Genomic DNA, 24,656 nt, shown 5'->3' on the forward strand with positions numbered 1-24,656 from the left:
CTTTTTATTATAGGATTAATTTTGTTTTGATGCGTTCAATTGCTTTTTCTGTATTTTCTCTATTTCCAAAAGCAGTTAAACGGAAATAGCCTTCACCAGATGGACCAAATCCAGCTCCAGGTGTTCCTACAATATGCACTTCTTTTAACAGTTTATCAAAGAATCCCCATGAATCAATGCCTTCTGGAGTTTTTAGCCAAATATAAGGGGCATTTACGCCACCAAAGGCTTGTAATCCTGCCGTAATAAGACCTTCACGAATGATTTTAGCGTTTGTCATATAGTAATCGACTGTTGCCTTAATTTGAGCTTGTCCTTCTGGTGTATAAATTGCAGCTGCACCACGTTGGACAATGTAAGGAGTTCCATTAAATTTAGTCGTATGACGACGATTCCATAATTGGTTAAGTGAATGCTCTTTCCCTTCTGAATCTTTTCCCATTACTGTCTTTGGAACAACAGTATAAGCGCAACGTGTACCAGTAAAACCGGCCGTTTTTGAAAATGAACGAAACTCGATAGCTACATCTCTTGAACCTTCAATTTCATAAATAGAACGGGGCACATCGGCTTCAGTAATATAAGCGGCATAAGCTGCATCAAAGAGGATGATAGAATCATTTGATTTTGCATAATCTACCCATTTTTTTAATTCTTTTTTAGATAATGTTGTTCCTGTTGGGTTGTTTGGGCAGCATAAATAAATCATATCTACTTTATTTGTTGGTAGGGCTGGAGTAAAGCTGTTTTCAGCGTTACATGGTAGATATACAACTTGTTCAAAGGTTCCATTATTTTGTAAAGTCCCCGTTCTGCCAGCCATTACATTGGTATCCAAATATACAGGATAAACTGGGTCTGTAATTGCAACCGTATTGTTCACACCGAAGATTTCTTGAATATTTCCAACATCACTTTTAGATCCGTCACTGACAAATACTTCATCCATCTCAACGCCAAGGGATTTGTAGTTTGTTTCGATAATTTTTTCAATAAGAAAATCGTACCCTTGTTCGGGACCATAGCCGCGGAATGTTGCTTGGTTTGCCATTTCATCAACAGCATCATGCATCGCTTTGATTGAAGCAGGGGCAAGTGGTTGTGTTACATCACCAATACCTAAACGGATAATATCTGCAGATGGATTTTCTGCTTTGAATGTACTTACACGGCGTGCTATTTCGGCAAATAAATAGCTGCCAGGTAATTTTAGGTAATTTTCATTAATTAAAGCCATATATATGAGCCCTCCTATTACAATATTAGTTAAGTAGATTCATTTTAAGTCTTAACTAATAATTTATTATACAGTAAGTTAACAAATTATAATAGATATTATGCAAAAAGTTATCACTTTCGTTATGGTGCGTTTAAAATAAGAAGAATATTGTCGAATGATAATAGTCAAACACTTTGCTTTTTGATGAATAGCTTATTTCATTGGGGAGTTAGTCTTCGGATAAAAAGGGGATTTTAAATTTGAATCGAATATAATAATTCTAGTATTGGCTAAATAGAAAAGAGGTTTTTAGGTGAAAAAATATTTTATTTTAGTATTAACAACTTTATTGATTTGTATAGGAACAATATCGGCATTAGCAAATCCAAAGACAATGCAAATTGAACTCATACATGATAACTTTATTTTTACTGCAGATGATCTTGCTTATGTTGATGAAAATGAAGTATTTGTGCCTGGGAGCTTTTTGCAAAAAAATATTTATCAAATGACATACGAGGAGGGTTCTAGACAATTACATGGGCAGTTTTCTATGCCGAAGATTAGATTAAATGCAAATAAAGCAGATGATTTACTTTTTAAGGGCTTTGAAATAAATTTGCCAACAAAAGTAATTTCAAATAAACCCTACGTTAATATTTATGGAATGGATAAGCTCTTTGGATCTGAATTATTAGTTAATGATAAAGAAGAAAAAGTAATAATTACTTTAAAAAAGTATACTTTTTTCAATCCAGCGAATTTGTCTATATCAAATAAAAAAGTAAGTAGAAATGAAAAGATAAGCTTAGTCTGGCAGCCTACCTTTGAAGATGAAAATAATCTTGCGAAAATAGATAAAATTCAAGGGGTAAATGTAGTTTCACCATGTTGGTTTAGTATTGACAATCAATGGGGGCTTGTGAAAAATCAAGCAGATATTGCATATGTGAAAGCGGCAAAGGAAAAAGGATACAGTGTTTGGCCTTTAATTACAAATAGTTTCGATCCAGATTTAACGAAAAGTATTGTACATAATCCGAATGCGAGAAAAAATGTAATTAAGCAATTATTGCTTTACGTTGCTTTATATAATTTAGATGGGATTAACCTTGATTTTGAAAATATTTATGAAGAGGATAGAGAAGCAGTTTCTGTCTTTGTACAAGAGATTTCTGATGCATTACATGAATTAAATGTTATTGTTTCCATTGATGTTACTGTTCCTTCAAACGTTTCGCAATGGTCTTTATCGTATGACCGTAAAGCTTATAGTAAGTCTGTTGATTATGTGATGTTAATGGCATATGATGAGCATTGGCGTACAAGTCCTGTTAGTGGATCAGTAGCATCCATCGGCTGGGTAGAACAAGGTGTTGAAAATACATTGAAAGAAGTTCCGGCAGATAAGCTTATTTTAGGTATTCCTTTATATATGCGGGAGTGGAAAGAAACAAATCAATCAGGAAAAACAAAAGTTGAAGCAAAGACTTTGAGCATGATGCAATCAGATGAATTGATAAAAAAACATAAAGTGAAATTGAATTGGCTCGCTGATAAAGGGCAAAATTATTTTGAATTCACCGCCAATAATGCAAAATATCGTGTATGGGTAGAAGATGAACGATCTATTCAGATGAAATTGGATCTTGTCCATCAATATAAGTTAGCAGGTGTTGCAGGCTGGCGTAAAGGATTTGAAAAATCGGAAATATGGAAAACTGTAAACGAGACATTGTTTAAACAATAAATATAAAATCCCAGCTTTATAGCTGGGATTTTATATTTATTCGATGACTAAAGAATTGTCAAATTGCAAATATTTTTAGTGAAATCGATCTTTTTTAAGTTGTCTGTTTATAAATTTTTCTTGCAAAAGTCAATAAAAGATTGTGCGGCACGTGAAATATAACGATCCTTTTTCCAAGTAAGCCCTAAATCTACATAAAGAGGTTCAGCAAAAGGAATTGCTTTCACCGTAGGATCATCCTTAACGATTACATCTAAAAGAAAAGCAATTCCAACATTACTTGCAACAAGCCCTTTTATTGTTTCAATTTGATTAGATTCCAAAACAGTTTTAGGCTTTGTATTATCTTTTTTAAATTCTTTTGTTACTAATTGACGGATATAAGATCCTTCTTTTAGCATAATTAAATCGCAATCTTCTAATTGGCTCATTGATAAACTTTTTTGATTTGCAAGAGGATGAGCAGGAGGAACACAAGCTAAAATTTGATTTTTACTCATAGGAAGAAGCTGAAGGTTGGATGATGCATCAGTTAAAATGACAATGCCGAAGTCAAGTTCATCTCTTTCTAATTGCTCGCGTATAGCAATGGAACCTTCTTCATAAAGGTAAATATCAAGATGTGAATGCTCTTTTTGGAAGTTAGAAAATATTTTGGGAAATAAGTATGCACCCATCATGGCAGGAATTCCTATTTTAATTGTACCTTTTTGTAATTGTTTATAATCGTTGACTTCGAGAACCGCATCCTCTATGTTTCTAAGTGCCATTTCAATTCGATTTAAAAAGACTGTACCTTCAGGGGTAAGAGAAAGCTGCTTTTGACTTCGATCAAATAATTGAATACCAAGTTCTGCTTCTAATTTTTTTATTGCAACTGTAATATTAGGTTGTGATACACGAAGCCTCTCTGCAGCGCGAGTGATATTTTTTAGTCGGCTGGCCATTTGAAAATACTCTAATTGTCGTAATTCCATATTCATTCTCCAAAAAATAAATTTTATTTGATGACGGACAGCGCCATCTAAAGAAAAAAAGATTTATGCAAAAGTGAATTTCCGATTTGTACTTTATTAAACCGTGATTTTACATGCAAAATCATAGACTCTATAAGTCAAATCGGACCACTTAGAGAACTTAGCATAGAAGTATTTTTCTTTCTAAAGAAAAAGAGAAAATCAAATAAATAATGATTATCTAGAGTAATTATATCATATTTTTAACTTATAGGATGGAATATATAAATAAAATTTATAAAATTTTATTTATATATCATTAACTGGAGAAATATTGATATATGTTCTGATATATTTATTATTGGCTAGGGTTTTACAATTTTATTTGATAATATCTTTTTTTTGCAGGATAATTATTTAAAATCGCGTATATTTACTACTATATTACATTGTTTTTTTAGGGTAGGTTGAATTTCCTATTTTTAAGATAGTAACATAGACAAGAATGTATAATAAATGTTAAAATTCAATTATCGGTTGTTTAAAGGGAGGCATTTATTTTGGAAAAGTCGACACTTATAGGGGTAATTTTAGGGATAATTGCGGTTTTTGTTGGGATGGTTCTTAAAGGCGCTCCGATTACGGCACTCAATAATCCAGCAGCGTTTTTAATTATCATTGGCGGAACCGGGGCTTGTCTATTCACGGCATTTACAATGACTCAGTTAAAGAATTTGCCTGTGTTGTTTAAAAAGACATTTAAGGCGCCGCCATTACGAGCAAAGGCAGACTTATTACGATTGTTTGTAGAGTTATCCCAAGTTGCACGTAGAGAAGGCATTTTAGCATTAGAAAATCGAGTTGATCAAATTGAAGATCCTTTCTTTAAATCGGGGTTAAATATGGTTATCGATGGTATGGATCCGGAATTTGTTGGTGATGTTTTAGAAGCGGAATTAGAGGTAATGGAGTCGCGTCATCAAGAAGGTATGGCGATTTTTGTACAAGCTGGTACATACGCACCGACTCTTGGGGTTTTAGGAGCGGTTGTTGGTCTTATTGCAGCCTTGGGGAGTTTAAATGATATTGAGAAACTTGGGCATTCTATTGCAGCAGCGTTTGTTGCTACGATGTTAGGGATTTATACTGGATATGTAATCTGGCATCCGTTAGCAAATAAATTAAAAATGTTATCAAAATTAGAGGTTGCAGAAAAACGAATGATTATTGAAGGGGTGTTGTCATTGCAAGCTGGTGATTCACCTACGGCAATTGAAGCAAAATTGATGGTATTTATCCCTCAATCCGAGCGTGCATTTTTAAAAGATAAAGATAGGGATTAATCATGAGAGGTAAGGGAAAAGGGGGATATGCATGGCTAGAAGAAAGAGACAACCTGCCCATGATGAACATCCAAGTGAAGCTTGGTTAATTCCATATGCGGACATATTGACGTTATTATTGGCGTTATTTATTGTATTATTTGCAGTCTCTCAAACAGATCAGAAAAAAATGCAAGAGATGGCGCAAGCTTTTGCAGCGGCGTTTCAGACAGGTGGACCATCTTTTTTTGATAAAGCAGGACAATCTGATTATCAATCAGCGCAAATGCCAACGACTGATTCAGCAAATAATTTAGCTTATCTGCAAGAAAGTACTCAGTTACTTGAAACACAACAACAGTTAGATCAGTATATTAAAGAGGGTGGCTGGGAAGACTCTTTAACTACCGCATTAAGTGAAGATGGTTTATTAATTCGCATTAAGGAAAAAGCGTTATTTCCATCCGGAAGTGCGGATTTATTGCCACAATCACAGGCTATTGGAAAGCCTGTGGCTGATTTGTTAGCAACGATTCCACAAAAAGTAGTAATATCTGGTCATACAGATAATGTTCCAATTGCAACATCAAAGTTTCCTTCTAATTGGGATTTAAGTGTAGAACGGTCATTGAATTTTATGAAATTTATTTTAGCGCAAAATAATAAACTAGATCCAGCTAGATTTAGTACTACAGGGAATGCCGAATATCGTCCGGTTGCTCCGAATGATACAGAAGAAGGCAGAGCACAAAATCGTCGTGTGGAAATTTTGATTATGCGTACATATCAAGATCGTATTCCAACAACAAATTGGTAATACTATGGATATCATAGAATCGACCTTACTTTAAGGTCGATTTTTTAATATGGAGGGAAAAATGGTTATTGGAATTGGCATTGACATCATAGAAATTGAAAGGGTAAAAAAAGCAATAACTAAGGAAAATTTCTTAAAAAGGGTGTTCACTCCCAAAGAGATTGCCTATTGTGAGGGACGAGGTGCACAAAAAGCAGCTTCTTATGCAGCAAGATTTGCGGGTAAAGAAGCTGTATTAAAGGCGTTTGGTACAGGTCTAATTGGTGGGATTTTATTGGAGATAGAGATATTAAATGATGAATTAGGTGCACCAAAAGTTTATTTATCGGGTTTTTTTGCCAGATTGGCAAAAGAAAAAGAAATTCAAAGGATTCATTTATCATTAAGTCATGCGCATTTATATGCGGTTGCTCATACTGTTTTTGAGGGGGATTAAGATGAAAGTCGTTACAGCAGAAAAAATGCAAGAAATTGATAAAGGTGCAATACAAAAGTACGGAATTCCAGAAGTAATCTTAATGGAGAATGCTGGAATTGAGGTAACGAATGTAGCAAAAACGATACTGACATCCTTAGAAGGAAAAAAAGTTTGTATTTTCGCTGGCAAAGGAAATAATGGTGGAGATGGTTTTGTTGTCGCAAGGCAGATGTTTTACCAAGGCGCAAAAGTAAAAGTTTTTATTTTAGGAGGGCTGGAGTCAATTCAGCATTCTGCAAAAGTTAATTTAAATATTTTGCAGAATATGAATATTGATATTGTGCCTATAAAAAGTGAGCGGGATTGGGATAAAGTAAAAGTAACTTTAGCTTTTTCTGACTGTGTGATAGACGCTTTATTGGGAACTGGTTTCAGGGCTCCTTTGCAAGAATCTATGAAAAATTTAATTGAAACTATAAACTTTTCAGGAAAGCCAATTATTGCAATTGATATTCCTAGTGGTGTTGATGCAAGCACTGGACAGATTGATACAATTGCAATTTGTGCGACAGCAACAGTTACTTTTGGATTATTGAAAATAGGGCTTATTTTTTATCCTGGTGCTGACTACACGGGTGAGGTATTTATAAAAAATATTGGATTTCCTTACAGTTTATTGCAGGATGAATGTATAAAACAGACAATTATTACGAATAGTATTGTAAGGAGTCAACTTCCGGAAAGGAATGGCGACGTTCATAAGGGGCTATGTGGTAGAGTTTTAGTAATTGCTGGATCTAAAGGAATGACGGGAGCGGCTGCATTAGCATCTCTGGCTTGCTTGAGAGCCGGTGCAGGATTGGTAACTTTAGCAGTTAGTGAAAGTGTACATGATATTTTATCAAGTAAATTAACAGAAGTTATCATAAAAACCTTACCGGAAGAGAATGAAGAGTTGATTTATGAAGAATCTTTGAAGACTTTAATGGATTTAGCGAATAAAAATGACGTTGTCGTTATTGGACCTGGACTTGGTCGTAATCCATCGACTGTTCAAATCATACAAAAATTTATTGAACAAACGGATAAACAGCTTGTGATAGATGCGGACGCATTATATGCATTAAGTAAAAATACTAATGTATTAGAGGAAAAGAGCAGAATGCCGATTTTAACACCTCATTTAGGTGAAATGGCACGTTTAATTAACAAAAGCACTGATGAGATTAAGAATAATTTAATTTCGATTGCACGTGAGACGGCAGAACTTTTCCAAAGCATAATTGTCTTAAAAAATTCTAGAACAGTAGTTGCATATCCAGATGGTAATGTATATATTAATACAAGAGGTAATGCAGGTATGGCGACGGCTGGCAGTGGTGATGTTCTTGCTGGCATAATTGGTGCATTGGCTGCGCAACATAATAATTCAAACTTCGATTCGGCTGTTTGTGGGGTGTATCTACATAGTATGGCTGGGGATATTGCTGCAAGTGCAGGGATGATTGGCTTAATAGCCAGTGATATTGTTCAAGCAATTCCATCGGCTAGGTATGGTATTCAAGAGTAAAATTTTACATATTAAAAAGTGATGTAAAAAAATTGACTTTTTGATATAAAAAAATTATACTATGTGTATACTTTTATTTGGGACTGCGGAGGTGTAAGTGTGGCAGAATTGAAACGGATTATGATTAGTATTCCTAATAGCCTATTAAAGGAAGTTGATGGTATCGCAGCCATGGAAAAACTTAGCCGCAGCCAATTTGTGCGTGATGCTATGTGCTCTTATATTGAAGAACGTAAACGTAAGGCGATAAGAGATAATATGAGAAAGGGATATCAAGAAATGGCAGCAATTAATTTGACTTTAGCTGAAGAAGGTCTTTATGCTGATGCTGACATTGTTGATGTGCCGAGCTTGTTAGTGGAGCGTGAATAGCGATGGTGGTTAAACGAGGAGATGTGTATTATGCCAATCTGAGCCCTGTAGTGGGTTCAGAGCAGGGGGGACTCAGACCTGTTCTTGTCATTCAAAATGATGTTGGCAATAAATATAGTCCAACGGTTATCGTTGCGGCAATTACTTCTCAAATAAGCAAAGGAAAACTTCCTACCCATATTGAGTTAATGGCAAAAGAATGCAGATTAGAGAAAGATTCAGTTGTTTTATTAGAGCAACTTCGCACGATAGATAAACGTAGATTAAAAGAGAAGATTACTCATTTGTCAGAAGAGTATATGACAAATGTTGATGATGCAATTAGAATTAGTGTTGGATTAGTTCAATTGTAATTTAATGAAATACTGTTTTCAGGTTATGTGAGGATAAAAAATTTAATGAAGGTTTTACGAAATTTAATAGCGATTGGATTAGTTTTTTTAGTTATTTTGAGCAGTGGATGTTCTATAAAAAGTACGAATGAAAATGTGCCCAGTAGCTCTAATTTGACCGTGAAAATGTTGGATGTAGGGCAAGGTGATGCTTTTTTGATTAAAACATCGCAGCAAGTTATTTTACTGGACACAGGCGATATTGATGCTCGAGATTTATTAGTAAATAAATTAAAAGCTGAGGGCATAACAAAAATTGATAAACTTATTATTACGCATCCACATGCAGATCATTTAGGTGGTGCAATGGGGGTGTTAATGAATTTTGATGTAAAGAGTGTTTATGATAATGGTCAAATCACGACAACATCAACCTATCGTAAGTACATAAAAAAAGTAACTGATAGTAAGATTCCCTATAAACAGTTGCTTGCAGGTGAGCATTTAGAGTTTGGAGATGGAATTAAGTTTATTGTTTATAGCCCGACTAAAAGAATGATTGATACGGAAGAAGATTTAAACAATAACTCAATTGTAGGAAAGCTAAAGTACGGAGATTTTTCAATTTTATTTACAGGTGACAGTGAATCTGCTATTGAAAAAGAGTTATTGAATAAATATAAGGATGAATTGAAAAGTACAATATTAAAAAGTCCACATCATGGTAGCAAAACATCTTCTAATAATGCTTATTTAAAAGCTATTTCTCCGGAATGTGTACTAATATCAGTTGGTGCTGGAAACGATTATAAACATCCACATGAAACAACATTAAATAAATATAAAAAATTGAATTTTAAAATTTATCGTACCGATTTCGATGGGACGGTTACAATTACGTCAGATGGGCATGGATATAATGTTCTAAAGGAGAAAGTACAATGATATCTGTAGTCATAGATCGTTTTGAAAATGATAAAGCTATTTTATTATTTGAGGATGAAGAAAAGAGTGTAATATTTCCCAAGAAATATTTGCCGAGGGACGTTGATGAAGGAGATTATTTACGGATTAATATAGTAGCGGACAAAGAGGCAACGAATGCAGCAAGAAAAGAAGCGCAAGAATTATTAGAAAAACTAAAAAAGCAGAATAAATAATAGTAAGCTGTGCACTAGGCACAGCTTACTATTATTTATCGTTTAATTTTTTAAATTTTCATTTAGCGAATATTTAAAAATACGAGAAAAGCAAGATCGTGAACCTGCTTTTCGTTATTGGGGAAAATTACTTAATTTATTGCCAGTTGGACCTGATTTACCGGGCATATATGGCATATAATCAAAAAGTAGTCATTGCAACAATGGATGGTATGATAAGTTTAGTAAAAGAAGTTGACTTATTTAAAGATATGAGTAGAATAGAAATCGATGCTTTATTGAAGAATGCAAAAGGTAAATATTATTTAGAAAATGATGTTATTTTATCCGAAGGTATGATGCAAAAATGTCTATACATTGTTATGTAAGGAAATGTAGAGGTTAGCCGCAAAGCAAGTAACGGATGGACGAGTAGTTTGGGGATTATAGGTGAAAAAGGGATTATTAATTATAATGCGGTTAATGATGATGAAGAAAGCTGTATCCGAGTAGAAGTTGTGGAAGGAGATGTAGTTGTAGTAAGAATTCCAATTTTGAACCTAAAAAATTGGTTAGTAGTAATGAAAAGATTATGTGGAAGTTTATTAATCACCTAACAAAAGAAGTAGATAAATATCAAAAGTTATGGATTAATGAATAACTGGATAAGTGAAAAAGGGTGATTTTTTGAAATATAAATGGATGATTGTCTTATGTTTATGCTTATTATTGCCACAAATTGTATTTGCTGCGAGTATTAAATCTCATAGATTTGAATCGTTTCAATATGAAGTAATTGCAGCAAATAATAATTCACCACAAATTTTAAGAATTGAAATTGGTTTAAATTCAGAAATAGATGATTATGAAGTGAAAACAAAAAGTTCATATGCAACAGATTTAATCATAGAGTTTCCTAATACAAAATTAGGAAGGTTAAAGAAACCATTAGCCATTCAAAGTGATTTAGTGAAAATTGCTAAATTTAATCAAGAGAATAAAGATACAGCAACGGTGAGTTTGACACTTCCTGTAAAAACAGATAATATTAATTATAAAATTTATACGTTGCCTAAAGATCGTAAAGCTCGTAAACCATTTCGTGTAGTAATTGATATTCTCGGGGAAAAATCATATAATTTTAATGTTAATGGTGTTGCGGGAAAATCAATTATTATTGATCCGGGACATGGTGGCAGTGATTCTGGAGCGGTAGGTGTTACGGGAGTAAAAGAAAAGGATGTAAATTTTGCGGTTGCATTAAAAGTAAGAGATATATTAACTCATGCGGGTGCTGAGGTCATTATGACACGCTTAAATGATCGTGATGTATATGGCCCTAATGCCACCGATAAACAAGAATTAGATGCAAGAGCAGATTTTAGCCGACGTTATCATGCGGATGCTTTTTTAAGTATACATTCGAATTCTTTTGTGAATTCGAAGGCGAATGGAACAGAGACTTATTATTATAATAAAACAATTTATGATAAGATATTAGCAGAGAATTTGCAGCGCTCGTTAATTGATTCTGGACAAAGGATGGATAGAGGCGCTTTGACCGCAAATTTTTATGTGTTGAAAAACTCTACTGTTCCGGCTGCATTGGTTGAACTAGGTTTTTTATCAAATCCTGATGAAGAGGAATTGCTAAACTCTGATGATTTTCAGACAAAATTGGCAGGAGGCATTAGTGTAGGATTAAGTAAATTCTTTTATGAGATGTCAGGGAAAGGGAGTAATTATTTATGATTAAGCAAATAAAAATTTTATGTGCTTTAGTAGGCGTTTTGATGCTGGTTTTTATCGCTGGTTGTACATCAGATTCAAAAGGATCTGTTACAAATGAGAAAGAGGTTCCTACTAATGTTGAGGCAGCTGAAAATGCAGAAAATGACACGGGGACGAATGAAAATAAAGTAAAAGTAAAAATTTATTTTTCGAATCAAGACGCAACCAAACTTATAGCAGAGGAAAGAGAGATTAGCAGTGAAGACAAATATACAGCTGTTATTCAGGAATTAATAAAAGGAACTGTACATGAACATTCTGTATCGCTTATTCCGAAGGCTACGATTTTAAGGTCAGTAAAAGTTGCCGATGGAATTGCGTACGTTGATTTTAATGATGCTATTGTTAGAAATTTTAATGGAGGGTCGGGTGCGGAGATTATCTTAGTCGCATCTATTGTTGATACTTTGACCGAGTTTCCAGAGGTGCAACAAGTACAAATTCTTTTAAATGGTTCAACGATGGAAACGATTACTGGACATTTAGATACAAGTAAGCCATTTAAAAGAATAACGGATGTACTTTAATTGGGGGTATACATTTCTTTTTTATTTTGATAAAATGAATATATAGAAATTTTATGAAATCCACTAGGGGGGCTTTTGCTGAGAGGTCATTTATAATGACCGACCCTTGGAACCTGTATGGTTAAGACCAGCGTAGGAAAGTGGTAAGTAGCTTTTAATATTGAAAGGCCATTTAACATTGTTATGCGTTAAATGGCTTTATTTTTTTATATTTGGAGGTATTAAAATGGCAACACAATTAGAATTAGCTCGCCAAGGCAAAATTACAGAAGCGATGGAAATTGTAGCAAAGCAAGAGAAGATGGATGTTAATCTGATTAGAGAACGTGTAGCAGAAGGGACAATTACGATTTGTGCAAATGTAAATCATACGTCCTTGATTCCTCGTGGCGTAGGTAAAGGCTTATCGACAAAAGTAAATGCCAATATTGGGACGTCTAGTGCATATCCAGATATTGAACCAGAATTAATTAAGCTCCAAGCGGCGATTGATGCTGGAGCTGATGCAGTTATGGATTTAAGCACAGGAGATAATATTGATATGTCCAGACGTGCCATTATTGAAAAATCTACAGTTATGGTTGGTACGGTACCAATTTATCAAGCGACTGTAGACGCAATAAAAAAACACGGTGCAGTAGTTGATATGACAGCAGATGATTTATTACATGCAATTGCTGTGCAAGCAAAAGATGGCGCAGATTTTATGACGATCCATTGCGGAGTAACGCGTGAAGTTATTCAAAGAATGCGCAAACAAGGCAGAATTGCGGATGTTGTTAGTCGCGGCGGCTCATTCATCACAGGATGGATGTTACATAATCAAAAAGAAAATCCATTATACGAAAGATATGATGATATTTTAGATATTTGTCGGCAATATGATGTAACGATTAGTCTTGGGGACGGTCTTCGTCCAGGATGTTTAGCTGATGCTACAGACAGAGCGCAAATCCAAGAGTTGATTATTCTTGGCGAATTGGTTGACCGTGCGTGGGCAAAAGGTGTACAAGTTTTGGTTGAAGGCCCGGGACACGTCCCATTTGATCAAATTGCTGCCAATATGAAATTACAAAAGCAGCTTTGTAAAGGTGCACCTTTTTATGTATTAGGACCTCTTGTGACTGATGTTGCTCCAGGATATGATCATATTACTTCAGCTATCGGTGGTACTTTAGCCGCGGCGAATGGTGCAGACTTTTTATGTTATGTTACACCAGCTGAACATTTAGCATTGCCGACCATAGAAGATGTTCATGAGGGTGTTATTGCTTCAAGAATTGCTGCGCATGCAGCGGATATCGTTAAAGGAATTCCTGGTGCAAAAGACTGGGACTTAAAAATGGCCAAGGCACGTAAAGCTTTGGATTGGCAGGAACAATTAAAACTTGCCATTGACCCTAAAAAAGCAGAGAGATATCGCAATGCGCGAAATACGCCAAATACAGAAGCCTGCTCAATGTGTGGCGATTATTGTGCGATGAAAATTGTTGGTGAATATTTAAATAAACCGATGGATTTGTGTGACTAATTTCGCATAAAGGATAGAGTGTATGGACACCTTACATAAGCTAAGGTGTCTTTTCTTTTGCAAAAGTAACTTGCGAATGAATGAATCTATGTTAAAATTTAAAATAGTTTAAAATAATTTTACGATGAGGGAAGCTCAATGGATATAAAAGAGTGTGGAGAGTTTGGATTAATAGATTTAATCAAAGAGAATTGTATCGTAGAGCCTAAAAGCGTAGCAGTTGGCATTGGTGATGATGCCGCTGTTTTAATACCAACCCACAATATGCTGCAATTGGTTAGTGCTGATATGTTGGTAGAAGGTGTCCATTTTGATTTATCCTTTATTTCTCCATTTCAATTAGGCTATAAATCATTGGCGGTAAATTTAAGTGATATTGCGGCGATGGGGGGGATACCTAAACATGTGGTTCTTTCTATTGCTTTACCGAAAAAAATAAATGTAGATTTTGTAAAAGAATTATATCGGGGAATGAAGAATATTGCGCAATCTTTTTGTGTGAACATTGTCGGTGGGGATACTGTTTCAACGCATGATAAAATTGTCATTAATGTAACGGTTTTGGGGGAAGTTGAGCCGGAAAAATTGCAAAAAAGAAATGGTGCAAAGCCTGGAGATTTTATTGTAGTTACAGGGACTCTAGGAGATTCTGCCGCGGGCTTAGATATTTTGTTAAATAAAAAAGATAATTTTGATTTTGCTGAACCACTGATTAAGGCGCATTTAATGCCTTTCCCACAAGTTGAATTAGGAAGAATAATTGCAAAGTATGCAAGCAGTATGAATGATATTAGTGATGGACTAGCAAGTGAAGCAAAAGAAATCGCCTTGGCAAGTAGTGTGGATGTCATGCTAGATGCAGGTAAAGTTCCATTTAGCACTGAACTTCTTCAAAGAGCCAATTTTTTTCGAAAAACCCCTTTAGAATATGCTTTGTTTGGCGGTGAAGATTATCAATTACTCTTTACGATTTCAAAAGAAAAGTATATATTATTGCAAAAAGAATTAAGCAATTGCAATATTAAAGTCGTTGGTGAAGTAAAGCAGGGGACAGGTAATGTATTTTTAAAAGAGTATAACGGAAAATTTGTGAATTTAGAGCCGAAGGGTTATAATCATTTTAGATAACTTATGAGGTGTTAATATGATAAAGATAAAGACGAATTCGCCGGAAGAAACTTTTGCCTTTGCAAAAGGGCTGGCAGACTTATTGAAAAATGGTGTAGTCTTATGCTTAAAAGGAGATTTAGGTGCTGGCAAGACTTTATTTGTTCAAGGGCTAGCAAAAGGTTTTCAAGTAGAAGAGGAAGTAACAAGCCCAACCTTTTCTCTGATGAATGTTTATCACGGTCGTAGGGCGATATATCATTTTGATTTGTATCGGCTAGAGAGTGCTGAAGAATTATATGATATTGGATTTTATGAATATACGACATTAGAGGATTCTATTGTCATTATTGAATGGCCGGATAAATTTCCTGAAGAACTTCCCGAGGAATATCTTTGGCTTGAAATTACACGTACTGAAAATATAGATGAACGTTTAATCACGATTCAATTAAAGGGTGAATCGTATCGACAGATTTATGAGGAGTTGAAACAAAATTGCCAATTTTAGCAATTGATACAGCAACTTTAGTTTCTGGTGTTGCTGTTGCTACTGAAAAAAAACTATTAGCGGAATTGACATTACAGACGAAGTTAACGCACTCGGAAGTTTTAATGCCGCATATAAAACAAATTTTAGATATGACTAATTTAAAAAAGAGTGATTTAGAGGCAGTTGCAATTAGTATTGGCCCAGGTTCTTTCACTGGACTTAGAATTGGTTTAGCAACGGCAAAAAGTATTGCTTATGCACTTAATATTCCAATTATCGGTGTATCTACATTAGCTGCTTTAGCGTATCATTATCCAGTCGGAGATGTTTATATTGCACCTATGTTAGATGCACAAAAAGGCAATATATATATATCTCTTTACCAATGGAAAGAAGGTAAACTTTGTCAGGTTTATGAACCTACGGTGAAAAGTTTTACTGAAGTGTTAGAAGCTGGACAGAGATTAGATAAACCTGTTGTTTTCTTAGGTGAGAAGGCCGTACAAAAAGCAGAAGAAATTCAAGCAGTAGGCGGAAATATTATTATGGCAATGCCGCATATGACGATGCCTCGTGCTGCTAATGTAGCTATGCTCGGATGGAATTTGCTGCAAAATGGAAAAGCAGATGATGTAATGAGTTTAGAGCCACTTTATATTAGACGGTCAGAAGCAGAAGTTTTATGGGAAAAGCGAAACGGAGTAAAAGAATGAGTGAAGTTGTTTTTCGTAAAATGATCGTCGATGATATCGATGCTGTTTTTGAAATTGAAACTACATCTTTTTCACATCCGTGGTCAAGACAATCTTTTTGTGATGAGATGGAAAATGAGCGTGCTTTATACATAGTTGCAGTAGCAGAAGATAAGCCAATTGCTTATATGGGAACATGGCTTATCTTTGACGAAGCACATGTTACAAATGTAGCGGTTTTACCTCAGTATCGTCGTTTGGGGATTGGGCAAAAGCTACTAAGGCATATGATTGATATCCTAAAACACAAGGGAATATGTAGTATGACCTTAGAAGTGCGCGAATCGAATTTCCCAGCTCAGGCAATGTATCAAAAGCTTGGCTTTGAAGCAGCTGGAATAAGAAAGAATTACTATGAAGATACAAAAGAAAATGCCATTATCATGTGGCTTAATGATATAGGATAAAAAAAAGTGAGCCGACGAAGCGGCTCATATAGGGTGATTGGTAATATAGCGTATGATTATTAGGGATAAAGTGTTACTAATCTAGCATAAATAAATGGAGGTTTAGTTTTGAGTATAGAAGAAAGATGTTTAACTTTAGCAATTGAAACAAGTTGTGATGAGACATCCGCGGCAGTATTAGTAAACGGACGCGAAATTTTAGCGAATATTATTTCATCTCAAGTACCTGTGCATCAAAAGTTTGGCGGAGTCGTACCTGAAATTGCATCAAGAAAACATATTGAAAATGTAATTCCTGTTGTTGATGCTTGTTTGAAGGAAGCAAATGTTAAACTTGAAGACATTAATCATATCGGAGTTACCTATGGACCTGGATTAGTCGGAGCTTTATTGGTCGGGGTTGCAGCTGCAAAATCTTTATCGTATATATTAGACGTACCTTTAATTGGGGTAAATCATTTAGAAGGACATATTTTTGCTAACTTTCTTGCACATCCGGAATTAAAGCCTCCTTTTGTGGCACTTGTTGTATCTGGAGGACATACTTCGCTTGTTCATGTTAAAGACTATAATGATTTTGAGCTAATTGGGCAGACACGTGATGATGCAGCAGGCGAAGCTTTCGATAAAGTAGCGAGAGTTATGGGATTGCCATATCCGGGCGGTCCACAAATTGATCGATTGGCAAAAGCGGGGAACCCGGAAGCGATTGATTTTCCGCAAGCCTTACACGAAAAAGGGAACTTTGAATTTAGTTTTAGTGGGTTAAAATCAGCGGTATTAAATTATCTGAACAGTGCAAAACAAAAAGGAGAAGAAATCAATCAAGCCGATGTTGCAGCAAGTTTCCAACGCGCTGTTATTGAGGTACTTGTTCATAAGGCGTTGCAGGCGGTAAAAAGTGTTGGTGTGAATACGCTAGTGTTAGCTGGTGGCGTTGCAGCCAATAGTGCACTTAGAGAACGATTAAATAATGAATGTGAAAAGACTAATATAGAGTTTTGTTACCCTACACCTATTCTTTGTACGGATAATGCGGCAATGATTGGCTGTAGAGCATATTATCAAAGTAGATTAAAAGAGTATTCGGATTTATATTTGAATGCTGTACCTAGTTTGAAACTAACGAGTAAAGTGCAGGCGGGATAACCTGCACTTTACTTTTTAAGTTCAAGATATAATATTTTGTTCAGTCATAGATCAGGCTACTTTAAATTACTAATCAATCCCAGAGGATTTGATTTTTTTTCATTGAATAGAATAATTTTAAATATTATTTATTGGAGTGATATTTGTGAACTCTATTATAGATATGTGCCATATGATGACGACATTATCAGTTGTGCAAATGGATATTTTAGATAAACTACATAGTGTATATCCGATTGTTGCAGATATTGCCCATGCACAGCTTACTGTTTATGTAAAATCGTCGGAAGTAAAGAACCTATTAGTTATTTCTCAAATCAAACCTAATACGAATTTTAGTCAATATCGCGCTAATAATAAACTTGAATCTCAGGTAAGAATTGCTGAGGAGCCATTAGTTTGGCATACGTTGTCTACTGGTGAAACACTGCAAGGAAAACGTGAATGGGCTTGGGGTCTCATGATGGATATGTATACCTACCCGATTTATGATTATTATGGAAAGATTATTGCATGTGTAAGTTTTGAGACAAATTGGAAGGATTTAAAAATTAAAGGATATAATTACTTATTAGAAACTGCTTATGCAATTATATCAAATGCAAGTTTTCCGATAGATTATGAATTATACCGTTCTTTGTCGGCGAGTGATGGAATTGTCATTACAGATAAGCATAGTAAGATTACATTTGCTAATACCGCAGCAAGAAGTATCTATAAAGTCCTTGGTGTAGGTGAAATGGTAGGACATCATATGTTTGATCGCGAAATTACGATGCATATAAAAAAAGAAACGACACTTGTTCAAAGACCGCATGAAAAGGAATTAGAAATTGGGAACCTAGTTTTAATTCAAAGAAGTATACCAATTTATGAAAATCAGAGATTATTTAGGACAGTTATTATTGTTTCTGATGTTACGGAATTAAAAAAGAAAGAAAAAGAATTAATTATAAAATCTGCGGTTATTCAAGAAATTCATCATCGTGTAAAAAATAATTTGCAAACGATAGCTAGTTTATTGAGATTGCAATCAAGAAGGACAAATTCACCGGAAGTAAAGGCTGCCTTGAAAGAAAGTGTGAATCGTATTTTGAGCATTTCTGTTGTCCATGAATTTCTATCTCAGCAAGATGCTGAAATTATTGATGTAGTTGAAGTAGCAAAAAATATTCTTGATTTAGTTATGCAGAATATGCTCGAACCGGACTTTAAGCTCGAAACAAAATTTAAAGGGGAAACGATTATTTTACCATCTGAACATGCTAGTAGTTTAGCGCTAGTAATGAATGAACTTATACAGAACTCTATTGAGCATGGATTTATTGGTTGTAATGAAGGTGTTATTGGACTTAATATTGTCAGAGAAAGCGATAATTATCTTATTGACTTATATGATAATGGGACAGGATTGCCGGAAACCTTTCAAAAACATGCATCAAAAAGTTTAGGACTGCAAATTGTCCGCACATTAATTGAAGATGACTTAGGTGGGACATTTGAACTTTACAGTGATAAAGGAACACATGCGCGCATAAATATTCCAAGAAAAATGGGAGGGGGCAGGTAAATGGAGAGTTTACGAATTGTAATTGCCGATAATGAATCTATTATTCGCATGGATTTAAAAGAAATTCTTGAGGAAGCTGGACATGAGGTTATTGGAGAGGCTACAGACGGGATAAAAGCGATTGATCTTACTCGTAAATATAAACCGGATTTAATTATTATGGATATAAAAATGCCAGAGATGGATGGAATTACAGCGGCGAAAACGATCGCAAATGAAAAACTTGCACCCGTACTCTTACTTACGGCTTTTAGCCAAAAAGAAATTGTTGATCGTGCCAAAGATTCGGGTGTTTTAGCATATCTAGTGAAACCAGTAAAAGAAAGTAATCTTTTTCCGGCGATGGAGATTGCAATTTCAAGATTTCGTGAAATTGCTCAATTAGAGCAAGAATTAGATGATGTTAAAAACTCTTTAGAGATGCGAAAGCTGCTTGATCGTGCAAAAGGCATACTAATGGATGCGTATGGAATTAATGAAAGTGAGGCATATAGAAGAATTCAGCAATATAGTATGGCGAAAAGAAAAACGATTAAGGAAGTAGCAAAATCAATTATAGATTCAGTTTTGAAAAAAAATAGATAGTTTTATTCTTAATAAAAAATTGGAGATGGAACTTTTTAAAAATAAATGTGCTGAAATAATTTCATTGTAATTTTTATATGTATAAATAAGGAGAAAATATCATATAATTTTAGTATGGGTTCTATTCTATTAGGGATTTGGGGTAAAAATTAGCATGAGGAAGTAAAATGGAGAAATTCTAAAAGAATAATAGATTTTTATTACTTTTTGAAAAATTTTTTTTTATAAAAAGTCTAAAATTTTGTTTATTGCTATTGATTTTTGGCAATGAATTATATATTATGAATTATGTAATTAGCACTCACATATAAAGAGTGCTAACAAAATAATAATAATTTTATTAAAATAAAGGGAGGCAAACCAACATGATTAAGCCATTAGGCGACAGAGTTGTTATCGAAGTTGTAGCAGGAGATATGAAAACTGCAAGTGGTATCGTATTGCCTGATAGTGCAAAAGAAAAACCACAAGAAGGTAAAGTATTAGCTGTTGGTACTGGTAAAGTATTAGATAATGGTCAACGTGTAGCATTAGATGTTAAAGTTGGCGATAAAGTTATCTTCTCTAAATATGCTGGAACAGAAGTGAAAGCACAAGGACAAGATTATTTAATCGTTAGCGAAAGAGACATTTTAGCTATTGTTGAATAATTTCTTTTTATTTACTATTTAAATATTTATAGGAGGCAAATACATAATGGCAAAACAAATTTTGTTTGATGAAGAAGCTCGCCGTGCATTGGAAAAAGGTGTAGATGCTTTAGCCAATGCGGTAAAAGTAACTTTAGGACCTAAAGGTCGTAACGTTGTACTGGACAAAAAGTTTGGTGCTCCAACAATTACAAATGATGGTGTTACGATTGCTCGTGATATCGAATTAGAAGACCCATTTGAAAACATGGGTGCACAATTAGTGAAAGAAGTTGCAACAAAAACAAATGATGTTGCTGGTGATGGTACAACAACTGCAACTTTACTTGCACAAGCAATGATTCATGAGGGTATGCGTAATGTTGCTGCTGGTGCTAATCCGATGATTATCAGAAAAGGTATCGAAAAAGCAGTAACTGCATTAGTTGGTGAAATCAAAAATAATGCACATAAAGTAGAAGGTAAAGATGCGATTGCTCAAGTTGCTTCTATTTCAGCTGCCGATGATGAAATTGGTAAATTAATTGCTGAAGCTATGGAAAAAGTGGGTAAAGACGGTGTTATCACTGTTGAAGAGTCCAAAGGTATGGGCACTAGCCTTTCCGTAGTAGAAGGTATGCAATTTGATCGTGGATATATTTCTCCATACATGGTAACAGATACTGATAAAATGGAAGCTGTATTCAATGATCCATATATCTTAATTACAGATCGTAAAATTTCTGCAATTGCTGATATCTTACCTGTACTTGAAAAAGTTGTACAACAAGGTAAAGAATTAGTAATTATTGCTGAGGATGTTGAAGGCGAAGCTCTTGCAACATTAGTTGTAAACAAACTTCGTGGTACATTTAAAGCTTTAGCAGTGAAAGCACCTGGTTTCGGTGATCGCCGTAAAGCTATGCTTGAAGATTTAGCTGTTTTAACTGGTGCAAGTGTAATTACAGAAGAATTAGGACGTAAATTAGACAGTGTAGAGCTTGAAGATCTAGGTCGCGCTCGTCAAGTACGTGCGAATAAAGAAGAAACTACTGTAGTTGATGGTGCTGGTGATGCTAGTCAAATCAAAGCGCGTGTAGAGCAAATCAAAGTTCAAATCCAAGATACTACTTCTGATTTTGATAGAGAAAAACTTCAAGAACGTCTTGCTAAATTAGCTGGCGGTGTAGCTGTTATCGAAGTTGGTGCAGCTACCGAAGTAGAATTAAAAGAAAAGAAACTTCGTATTGAAGATGCATTAAATGCAACTCGTGCTGCAGTTGAAGAAGGTATTGTAGCTGGTGGTGGTACTACATTTATCGATATTCTTCCTGTACTTGACACAATTGAAGTAACTGGCGATGTAAAAACTGGTGTATTAATTGTAAAACGTGCAATTGAAGAACCTGTTCGCCAAATTGCAAACAATGCAGGTCTTGAAGGCTCTGTTGTCGTTGAAAACGTGAAAAAATCTGGTAAAGGCATTGGATTCAATGCTTTAACTGAAGAATATATCGATATGATTGCTGCTGGTATCGTAGATCCAGCGAAAGTAACTCGTTCAGCACTTCAAAATGCTGCTAGTATCGCTGCTATGGTTCTTACTACAGAAACTTTAGTTGCTGATAAACCAGAAAAAGATAATGGTGCTTCTGCCGCTGCTGCTATGGCTGGCATGGGCGGCATGGGTGGTGGCATGGGAATGATGTAAGCTTTGCTTACACATTCTCAGCTTGAGTAATTTGTAAAATTATAATTTACAAATTTCCACGAACTCAATAAGGTCACTACATGTGTAATAAAATAATGAAGAGCAGTGTTCGCAATTCCACGGTTGCGAGCATCCACGACTGCTAAACGAATAATAAAAGAGGAGCTAAAAAGCTCCTCTTTTTATTTTGGATTAGAGAAAATGAAATTAACTATTATTTTTATTATCGAATAATAATTTGTAAATATAAAATGGTAGATAAATAATTTTTTTGATACAATAAGAAAGAAGCCAAAAGATTGCAATGATAAAATTTAAAATTGTATTCATGAATAAAACCTCAGATTAATATGATTTAATTCTACTGTATGTAAAGTTTAAAAGAATTTTTAGATAAAATCAATTGGTCTTCTATATTATATTTAGTAAGGTGATGCTAATGCAAAAAAAGATTTTTTCTTTAAAGTTAAATCAAGGTGGGTGGATTTATATTGATTCGTTAATTGCAATGATTATACTATCTGTTGCTTTGATTGCGCTATTAATCACTTATCAACAATCGACTTCTTCCACTGTTCATGCGAAAACCTATAGTCAGGCAGCTTTATTAGCGCAAAGTGAACTTGAAAAGTTGACAAACGTAGAAGAAAACTTACATAGCAATGATTTACTTAATGAAGAAGTTGAAAGGGAAATTGATGGGGTAAAATATAAACTTTTTACTATATGGACGAAGCCATCTTTAGAACAAGCGGAAAACATTTATCAGTGCGAAGTGAAGGTACAATGGCGTGCACCAATTGCAAAAACAGACTCGATCCTATCGATGGTGAGTTATTTTGAAATACAGCGATGATAAGGAGAAAATAGGCGATGAGAAAAAAGGATGCGCAAAGGGGTTTTTCGCTTATCGAAGTAATGATTGGGATTGCGATTATGGTAATTATTTTTGCTGGAATTACCAATGTATTTAGAAGTTTAATGACCAGTCAGGAATATACCTTTACACAAAATAGCAATATGCAAGATGCTAATGCGGTGATGAAGTTAATTCAACGTGAAGTTCAAAAAAGCAAAGAAATTGTACAGCCAATAAAGGATGAGGAAGCAACCGATTTTTTGGAATATTATACGGAGGAAAAAAATGAGAAAGGGGAGGTTAGGGACATTTTAAATCGGATTTTTATTGAGGGAGATGCCGTTGTATGGCAGCATGGAGAAACAAAGCAACTGCTTGCAATCCATCGGGTAATCGCAAGTGAAGATTTAACAAAGAATTCGTTGCGGTTTCAAAATATTTCTACCAATTCGGATAGAAGTTTAATTGAAGTACATGTGTTATTGAAAGATGTGGAAAAGAAAAATACAACTGAAGCAGCTGCGGTTCACTTAGAAGCACAGATTTCTACACGGTAATTAGATCCTGCATAAAAAACGTGGCATCGTAATTTAAGATACGATGCCACGAATTTCTTATTGTTAAATTAGACCGATACTATATTGAACGATAAGTGAAACTATAGCAACAGCAATCCAGCAAATGAGACCGAGGATAATCAGTCGTATGCCATTGCCTAATAGTTGACGAATATTAGTATTTAATCCGATTGCACTCATTGCTAAGATGATGAAAAATTTCCCGGTGTTCCCTAAAAATTTACTTACTTCCCCAGGTAAAAATCCAGTGGTATTTACAATTGATGCTACTACGAACCAAAGGATAAACCAAGGAAAAACTCTCGCAATGCTAAAGTTACCTGATTTTGCGTTTTTACGAGAAATAAAAATTGCGAGAATGATTGTAATTGGCACAATCATTAGCGCTCTCGTCAATTTAACGATGGTCGCATAATCGCCAGCAGCTTGGCTGTAGGAGTACCCAGCAGCAACAACTGAAGAGGTATCATTAATTGCTGTGCCAGCCCACATGCCAAAACCAGCATCTGTAAAGTTAAATAGATGTCCAAAGAATGGAAAGATAAAAACAGCTAAAATATTAAAAAGAAAAATAGTTGATATGGAAAAAGCAACTTCCTTTTCTTTTGCACCGATAACTGGCGCTGTTGCAGCGATGGCAGAACCACCGCAAATTGCAGTACCAACACCGATTAAAGTTGTTGTATTGCCGTCTAGGTTCAATAGTTTACCAAAGATATAAGCCGTGATAAATGCAGTGAGCAGGGTGAAAATCATTACGGATAAAGACTGTGCTCCAACAGCAAAAACATTATATAAATTCATTTCAAATCCAAGTAAAATAATTGACCATTGTAAGATTTTTTTCCCTGTAAATTTAATGCCTGGTTCAACTGATTCAGGTCGCTTAAATGATGCAGCGATTATTCCTAATAAAATCCCAAACACGGGGCCGCCAATGATTGGGAATTGGTTGCCTAAAAACCAAGCAGGAATTGCAAAAATAAGTGTGAATCCAATGCCTTTTAATAAGCGGATATTCATGTTAAATCATCTCCTTTGAATAACTGTAGTCTATCACTTGTAGTTGCAT

General features: G+C 34.8%; 28 protein-coding genes and 1 riboswitch. Of the genes, 25 read left to right on the plus strand and 3 right to left on the minus strand.

What is annotated here, in order from left to right:
• Window positions 1-7: 7 nt before the first annotated feature.
• Window positions 8-1,237, minus strand: coding sequence for an LL-diaminopimelate aminotransferase (locus P3F81_RS04045; protein WP_147667771.1), 1,230 nt, complete (start codon window positions 1,235-1,237; stop codon window positions 8-10).
• A gap of 295 nt (window positions 1,238-1,532) precedes the next feature.
• On the opposite strand from P3F81_RS04045, the gene P3F81_RS04050 reads away from it, so the two are divergent.
• Complete coding sequence (locus P3F81_RS04050) at window positions 1,533-2,969, plus strand: glycosyl hydrolase family 18 protein (RefSeq protein ID WP_309320678.1); 1,437 nt, start codon at window positions 1,533-1,535, stop codon at window positions 2,967-2,969.
• Between the two features lie 107 nt (window positions 2,970-3,076).
• On the opposite strand, the gene P3F81_RS04055 is transcribed toward P3F81_RS04050, so the two are convergent.
• The gene (locus P3F81_RS04055) at window positions 3,077-3,946 is read right to left on the minus strand and encodes a LysR family transcriptional regulator (RefSeq protein ID WP_147667772.1); all 870 of its coding nucleotides are present in this window, start codon (window positions 3,944-3,946) and stop codon (window positions 3,077-3,079) included.
• A 539-nt stretch (window positions 3,947-4,485) separates the two neighbouring features.
• Between P3F81_RS04055 and motA the strand changes: the two genes are divergently transcribed.
• The 24 genes from motA (at window position 4,486) to P3F81_RS04175 (ending at window position 23,563) form a co-directional block, all read left to right on the plus strand.
• Window positions 4,486-5,268: a flagellar motor stator protein MotA gene (gene motA, locus P3F81_RS04060; protein WP_147667773.1), complete on the plus strand. Its 783-nt coding sequence runs from the start codon at window positions 4,486-4,488 to the stop codon at window positions 5,266-5,268.
• A 31-nt stretch (window positions 5,269-5,299) separates the two neighbouring features.
• The gene (locus P3F81_RS04065; protein ID WP_147667774.1) at window positions 5,300-6,064 is read left to right on the plus strand and encodes a flagellar motor protein MotB; all 765 of its coding nucleotides are present in this window, start codon (window positions 5,300-5,302) and stop codon (window positions 6,062-6,064) included.
• A gap of 61 nt (window positions 6,065-6,125) precedes the next feature.
• Complete coding sequence (gene acpS, locus P3F81_RS04070) at window positions 6,126-6,500, plus strand: holo-ACP synthase (protein WP_147667775.1); 375 nt, start codon at window positions 6,126-6,128, stop codon at window positions 6,498-6,500.
• 1 nt (window position 6,501) lies between these two features.
• Window positions 6,502-8,052: an NAD(P)H-hydrate dehydratase gene (locus P3F81_RS04075; RefSeq protein WP_147667776.1), complete on the plus strand. Its 1,551-nt coding sequence runs from the start codon at window positions 6,502-6,504 to the stop codon at window positions 8,050-8,052.
• A 99-nt stretch (window positions 8,053-8,151) separates the two neighbouring features.
• On the plus strand, window positions 8,152-8,424 hold the full coding sequence (locus P3F81_RS04080) for a CopG family ribbon-helix-helix protein (RefSeq protein WP_177504199.1): 273 nt from the start codon (window positions 8,152-8,154) through the stop codon (window positions 8,422-8,424).
• A gap of 2 nt (window positions 8,425-8,426) precedes the next feature.
• Entirely contained in the window at window positions 8,427-8,777 is a 351-nt protein-coding gene (locus P3F81_RS04085; RefSeq protein WP_147667777.1) for a type II toxin-antitoxin system PemK/MazF family toxin, read from the plus strand.
• A gap of 45 nt (window positions 8,778-8,822) precedes the next feature.
• Entirely contained in the window at window positions 8,823-9,701 is an 879-nt protein-coding gene (locus P3F81_RS04090) for a ComEC/Rec2 family competence protein (RefSeq protein WP_147667778.1), read from the plus strand.
• Window positions 9,698-9,916: a DUF3006 domain-containing protein gene (locus tag P3F81_RS04095; RefSeq protein WP_147667779.1), complete on the plus strand. Its 219-nt coding sequence runs from the start codon at window positions 9,698-9,700 to the stop codon at window positions 9,914-9,916. Before P3F81_RS04090 ends, P3F81_RS04095 begins: the two co-directional genes overlap by 4 nt.
• A gap of 170 nt (window positions 9,917-10,086) precedes the next feature.
• A complete protein-coding gene (locus P3F81_RS04100) occupies window positions 10,087-10,284 on the plus strand; it encodes a hypothetical protein (protein WP_147667780.1) in 198 nt (65 codons plus the stop codon).
• Window positions 10,285-10,332: 48 nt separating this feature from the next.
• Complete coding sequence (locus P3F81_RS04105; RefSeq protein ID WP_147667781.1) at window positions 10,333-10,512, plus strand: hypothetical protein; 180 nt, start codon at window positions 10,333-10,335, stop codon at window positions 10,510-10,512.
• A 70-nt stretch (window positions 10,513-10,582) separates the two neighbouring features.
• The gene (locus tag P3F81_RS04110) at window positions 10,583-11,647 is read left to right on the plus strand and encodes an N-acetylmuramoyl-L-alanine amidase (RefSeq protein ID WP_147667782.1); all 1,065 of its coding nucleotides are present in this window, start codon (window positions 10,583-10,585) and stop codon (window positions 11,645-11,647) included.
• A complete protein-coding gene (locus P3F81_RS04115) occupies window positions 11,644-12,213 on the plus strand; it encodes a GerMN domain-containing protein (protein WP_147667783.1) in 570 nt (189 codons plus the stop codon). The genes P3F81_RS04110 and P3F81_RS04115 overlap by 4 nt, the downstream gene beginning before the upstream one ends.
• 55 nt (window positions 12,214-12,268) lie before the next feature.
• Window positions 12,269-12,369: riboswitch (TPP riboswitch) on the plus strand.
• 70 nt (window positions 12,370-12,439) lie between these two features.
• Window positions 12,440-13,744, plus strand: coding sequence for a phosphomethylpyrimidine synthase ThiC (gene thiC / locus P3F81_RS04120; protein ID WP_147667784.1), 1,305 nt, complete (start codon window positions 12,440-12,442; stop codon window positions 13,742-13,744).
• A 138-nt stretch (window positions 13,745-13,882) separates the two neighbouring features.
• The gene (gene thiL / locus P3F81_RS04125) at window positions 13,883-14,872 is read left to right on the plus strand and encodes a thiamine-phosphate kinase (RefSeq protein WP_147667785.1); all 990 of its coding nucleotides are present in this window, start codon (window positions 13,883-13,885) and stop codon (window positions 14,870-14,872) included.
• Between the two features lie 16 nt (window positions 14,873-14,888).
• Window positions 14,889-15,362: a tRNA (adenosine(37)-N6)-threonylcarbamoyltransferase complex ATPase subunit type 1 TsaE gene (gene tsaE / locus P3F81_RS04130; RefSeq protein ID WP_147667786.1), complete on the plus strand. Its 474-nt coding sequence runs from the start codon at window positions 14,889-14,891 to the stop codon at window positions 15,360-15,362.
• A complete protein-coding gene (tsaB, locus tag P3F81_RS04135) occupies window positions 15,350-16,057 on the plus strand; it encodes a tRNA (adenosine(37)-N6)-threonylcarbamoyltransferase complex dimerization subunit type 1 TsaB (protein ID WP_147667787.1) in 708 nt (235 codons plus the stop codon). The genes tsaE and tsaB overlap by 13 nt, the downstream gene beginning before the upstream one ends.
• Window positions 16,054-16,503, plus strand: coding sequence for a ribosomal protein S18-alanine N-acetyltransferase (gene rimI, locus P3F81_RS04140; protein ID WP_147667788.1), 450 nt, complete (start codon window positions 16,054-16,056; stop codon window positions 16,501-16,503). The genes tsaB and rimI overlap by 4 nt, the downstream gene beginning before the upstream one ends.
• Window positions 16,504-16,617: 114 nt before the next feature.
• On the plus strand, window positions 16,618-17,652 hold the full coding sequence (gene tsaD / locus P3F81_RS04145; protein ID WP_147668217.1) for a tRNA (adenosine(37)-N6)-threonylcarbamoyltransferase complex transferase subunit TsaD: 1,035 nt from the start codon (window positions 16,618-16,620) through the stop codon (window positions 17,650-17,652).
• 145 nt (window positions 17,653-17,797) lie between these two features.
• Window positions 17,798-19,222 carry a histidine kinase N-terminal domain-containing protein gene (locus P3F81_RS04150; RefSeq protein WP_309320681.1) on the plus strand — a complete coding sequence of 475 codons (1,425 nt, stop codon included), beginning with the start codon at window positions 17,798-17,800 and terminating at the stop codon, window positions 19,220-19,222.
• Window positions 19,223-19,807, plus strand: coding sequence for an ANTAR domain-containing response regulator (locus P3F81_RS04155; protein ID WP_147667789.1), 585 nt, complete (start codon window positions 19,223-19,225; stop codon window positions 19,805-19,807). It begins immediately after the preceding gene.
• 365 nt (window positions 19,808-20,172) lie between these two features.
• Window positions 20,173-20,457, plus strand: coding sequence for a co-chaperone GroES (groES, locus tag P3F81_RS04160; RefSeq protein ID WP_147667790.1), 285 nt, complete (start codon window positions 20,173-20,175; stop codon window positions 20,455-20,457).
• Window positions 20,458-20,503: 46 nt separating this feature from the next.
• A complete protein-coding gene (gene groL, locus P3F81_RS04165) occupies window positions 20,504-22,147 on the plus strand; it encodes a chaperonin GroEL (protein ID WP_147667791.1) in 1,644 nt (547 codons plus the stop codon).
• 439 nt (window positions 22,148-22,586) lie between these two features.
• A complete protein-coding gene (locus P3F81_RS04170; protein WP_147667792.1) occupies window positions 22,587-23,003 on the plus strand; it encodes a type IV pilus modification PilV family protein in 417 nt (138 codons plus the stop codon).
• 17 nt (window positions 23,004-23,020) lie between these two features.
• Window positions 23,021-23,563, plus strand: a complete 543-nt coding sequence (locus P3F81_RS04175; RefSeq protein WP_147667793.1) for a PilW family protein — start codon at window positions 23,021-23,023, stop codon at window positions 23,561-23,563.
• A 63-nt stretch (window positions 23,564-23,626) separates the two neighbouring features.
• On the opposite strand, the gene P3F81_RS04180 is transcribed toward P3F81_RS04175, so the two are convergent.
• On the minus strand, window positions 23,627-24,607 hold the full coding sequence (locus P3F81_RS04180; protein ID WP_309320682.1) for a YeiH family protein: 981 nt from the start codon (window positions 24,605-24,607) through the stop codon (window positions 23,627-23,629).
• Window positions 24,608-24,656 lie beyond the last annotated feature (49 nt).

This window comes from Selenobaculum gibii, assembly GCF_030273445.1.
Taxonomy (GTDB): Bacteria; Bacillota; Negativicutes; order ICN-92133; family ICN-92133; genus Selenobaculum; species Selenobaculum gibii.

Coding starts and splice junctions, on each gene's coding strand:
- groES (WP_147667790.1), top strand. CDS start 20,173: ATGATTAAGCCATTAGGCGACAGAGTTGTTATCGAAGTTGTAGCAGGA.
- rimI (WP_147667788.1), top strand. CDS start 16,054: ATGAGTGAAGTTGTTTTTCGTAAAATGATCGTCGATGATATCGATGCT.
- P3F81_RS04100 (WP_147667780.1), top strand. CDS start 10,087: ATGGCATATAATCAAAAAGTAGTCATTGCAACAATGGATGGTATGATA.
- P3F81_RS04170 (WP_147667792.1), top strand. CDS start 22,587: ATGCAAAAAAAGATTTTTTCTTTAAAGTTAAATCAAGGTGGGTGGATT.
- P3F81_RS04155 (WP_147667789.1), top strand. CDS start 19,223: ATGGAGAGTTTACGAATTGTAATTGCCGATAATGAATCTATTATTCGC.
- P3F81_RS04095 (WP_147667779.1), top strand. CDS start 9,698: ATGATATCTGTAGTCATAGATCGTTTTGAAAATGATAAAGCTATTTTA.
- P3F81_RS04045 (WP_147667771.1), bottom strand. CDS start 1,237: ATGGCTTTAATTAATGAAAATTACCTAAAATTACCTGGCAGCTATTTA.
- P3F81_RS04085 (WP_147667777.1), top strand. CDS start 8,427: ATGGTGGTTAAACGAGGAGATGTGTATTATGCCAATCTGAGCCCTGTA.
- P3F81_RS04180 (WP_309320682.1), bottom strand. CDS start 24,607: ATGAATATCCGCTTATTAAAAGGCATTGGATTCACACTTATTTTTGCA.
- thiL (WP_147667785.1), top strand. CDS start 13,883: ATGGATATAAAAGAGTGTGGAGAGTTTGGATTAATAGATTTAATCAAA.
- P3F81_RS04090 (WP_147667778.1), top strand. CDS start 8,823: ATGAAGGTTTTACGAAATTTAATAGCGATTGGATTAGTTTTTTTAGTT.
- P3F81_RS04065 (WP_147667774.1), top strand. CDS start 5,300: ATGGCTAGAAGAAAGAGACAACCTGCCCATGATGAACATCCAAGTGAA.
- acpS (WP_147667775.1), top strand. CDS start 6,126: ATGGTTATTGGAATTGGCATTGACATCATAGAAATTGAAAGGGTAAAA.
- P3F81_RS04055 (WP_147667772.1), bottom strand. CDS start 3,946: ATGGAATTACGACAATTAGAGTATTTTCAAATGGCCAGCCGACTAAAA.
- P3F81_RS04115 (WP_147667783.1), top strand. CDS start 11,644: ATGATTAAGCAAATAAAAATTTTATGTGCTTTAGTAGGCGTTTTGATG.
- P3F81_RS04175 (WP_147667793.1), top strand. CDS start 23,021: ATGAGAAAAAAGGATGCGCAAAGGGGTTTTTCGCTTATCGAAGTAATG.
- P3F81_RS04075 (WP_147667776.1), top strand. CDS start 6,502: ATGAAAGTCGTTACAGCAGAAAAAATGCAAGAAATTGATAAAGGTGCA.
- thiC (WP_147667784.1), top strand. CDS start 12,440: ATGGCAACACAATTAGAATTAGCTCGCCAAGGCAAAATTACAGAAGCG.
- groL (WP_147667791.1), top strand. CDS start 20,504: ATGGCAAAACAAATTTTGTTTGATGAAGAAGCTCGCCGTGCATTGGAA.
- tsaE (WP_147667786.1), top strand. CDS start 14,889: ATGATAAAGATAAAGACGAATTCGCCGGAAGAAACTTTTGCCTTTGCA.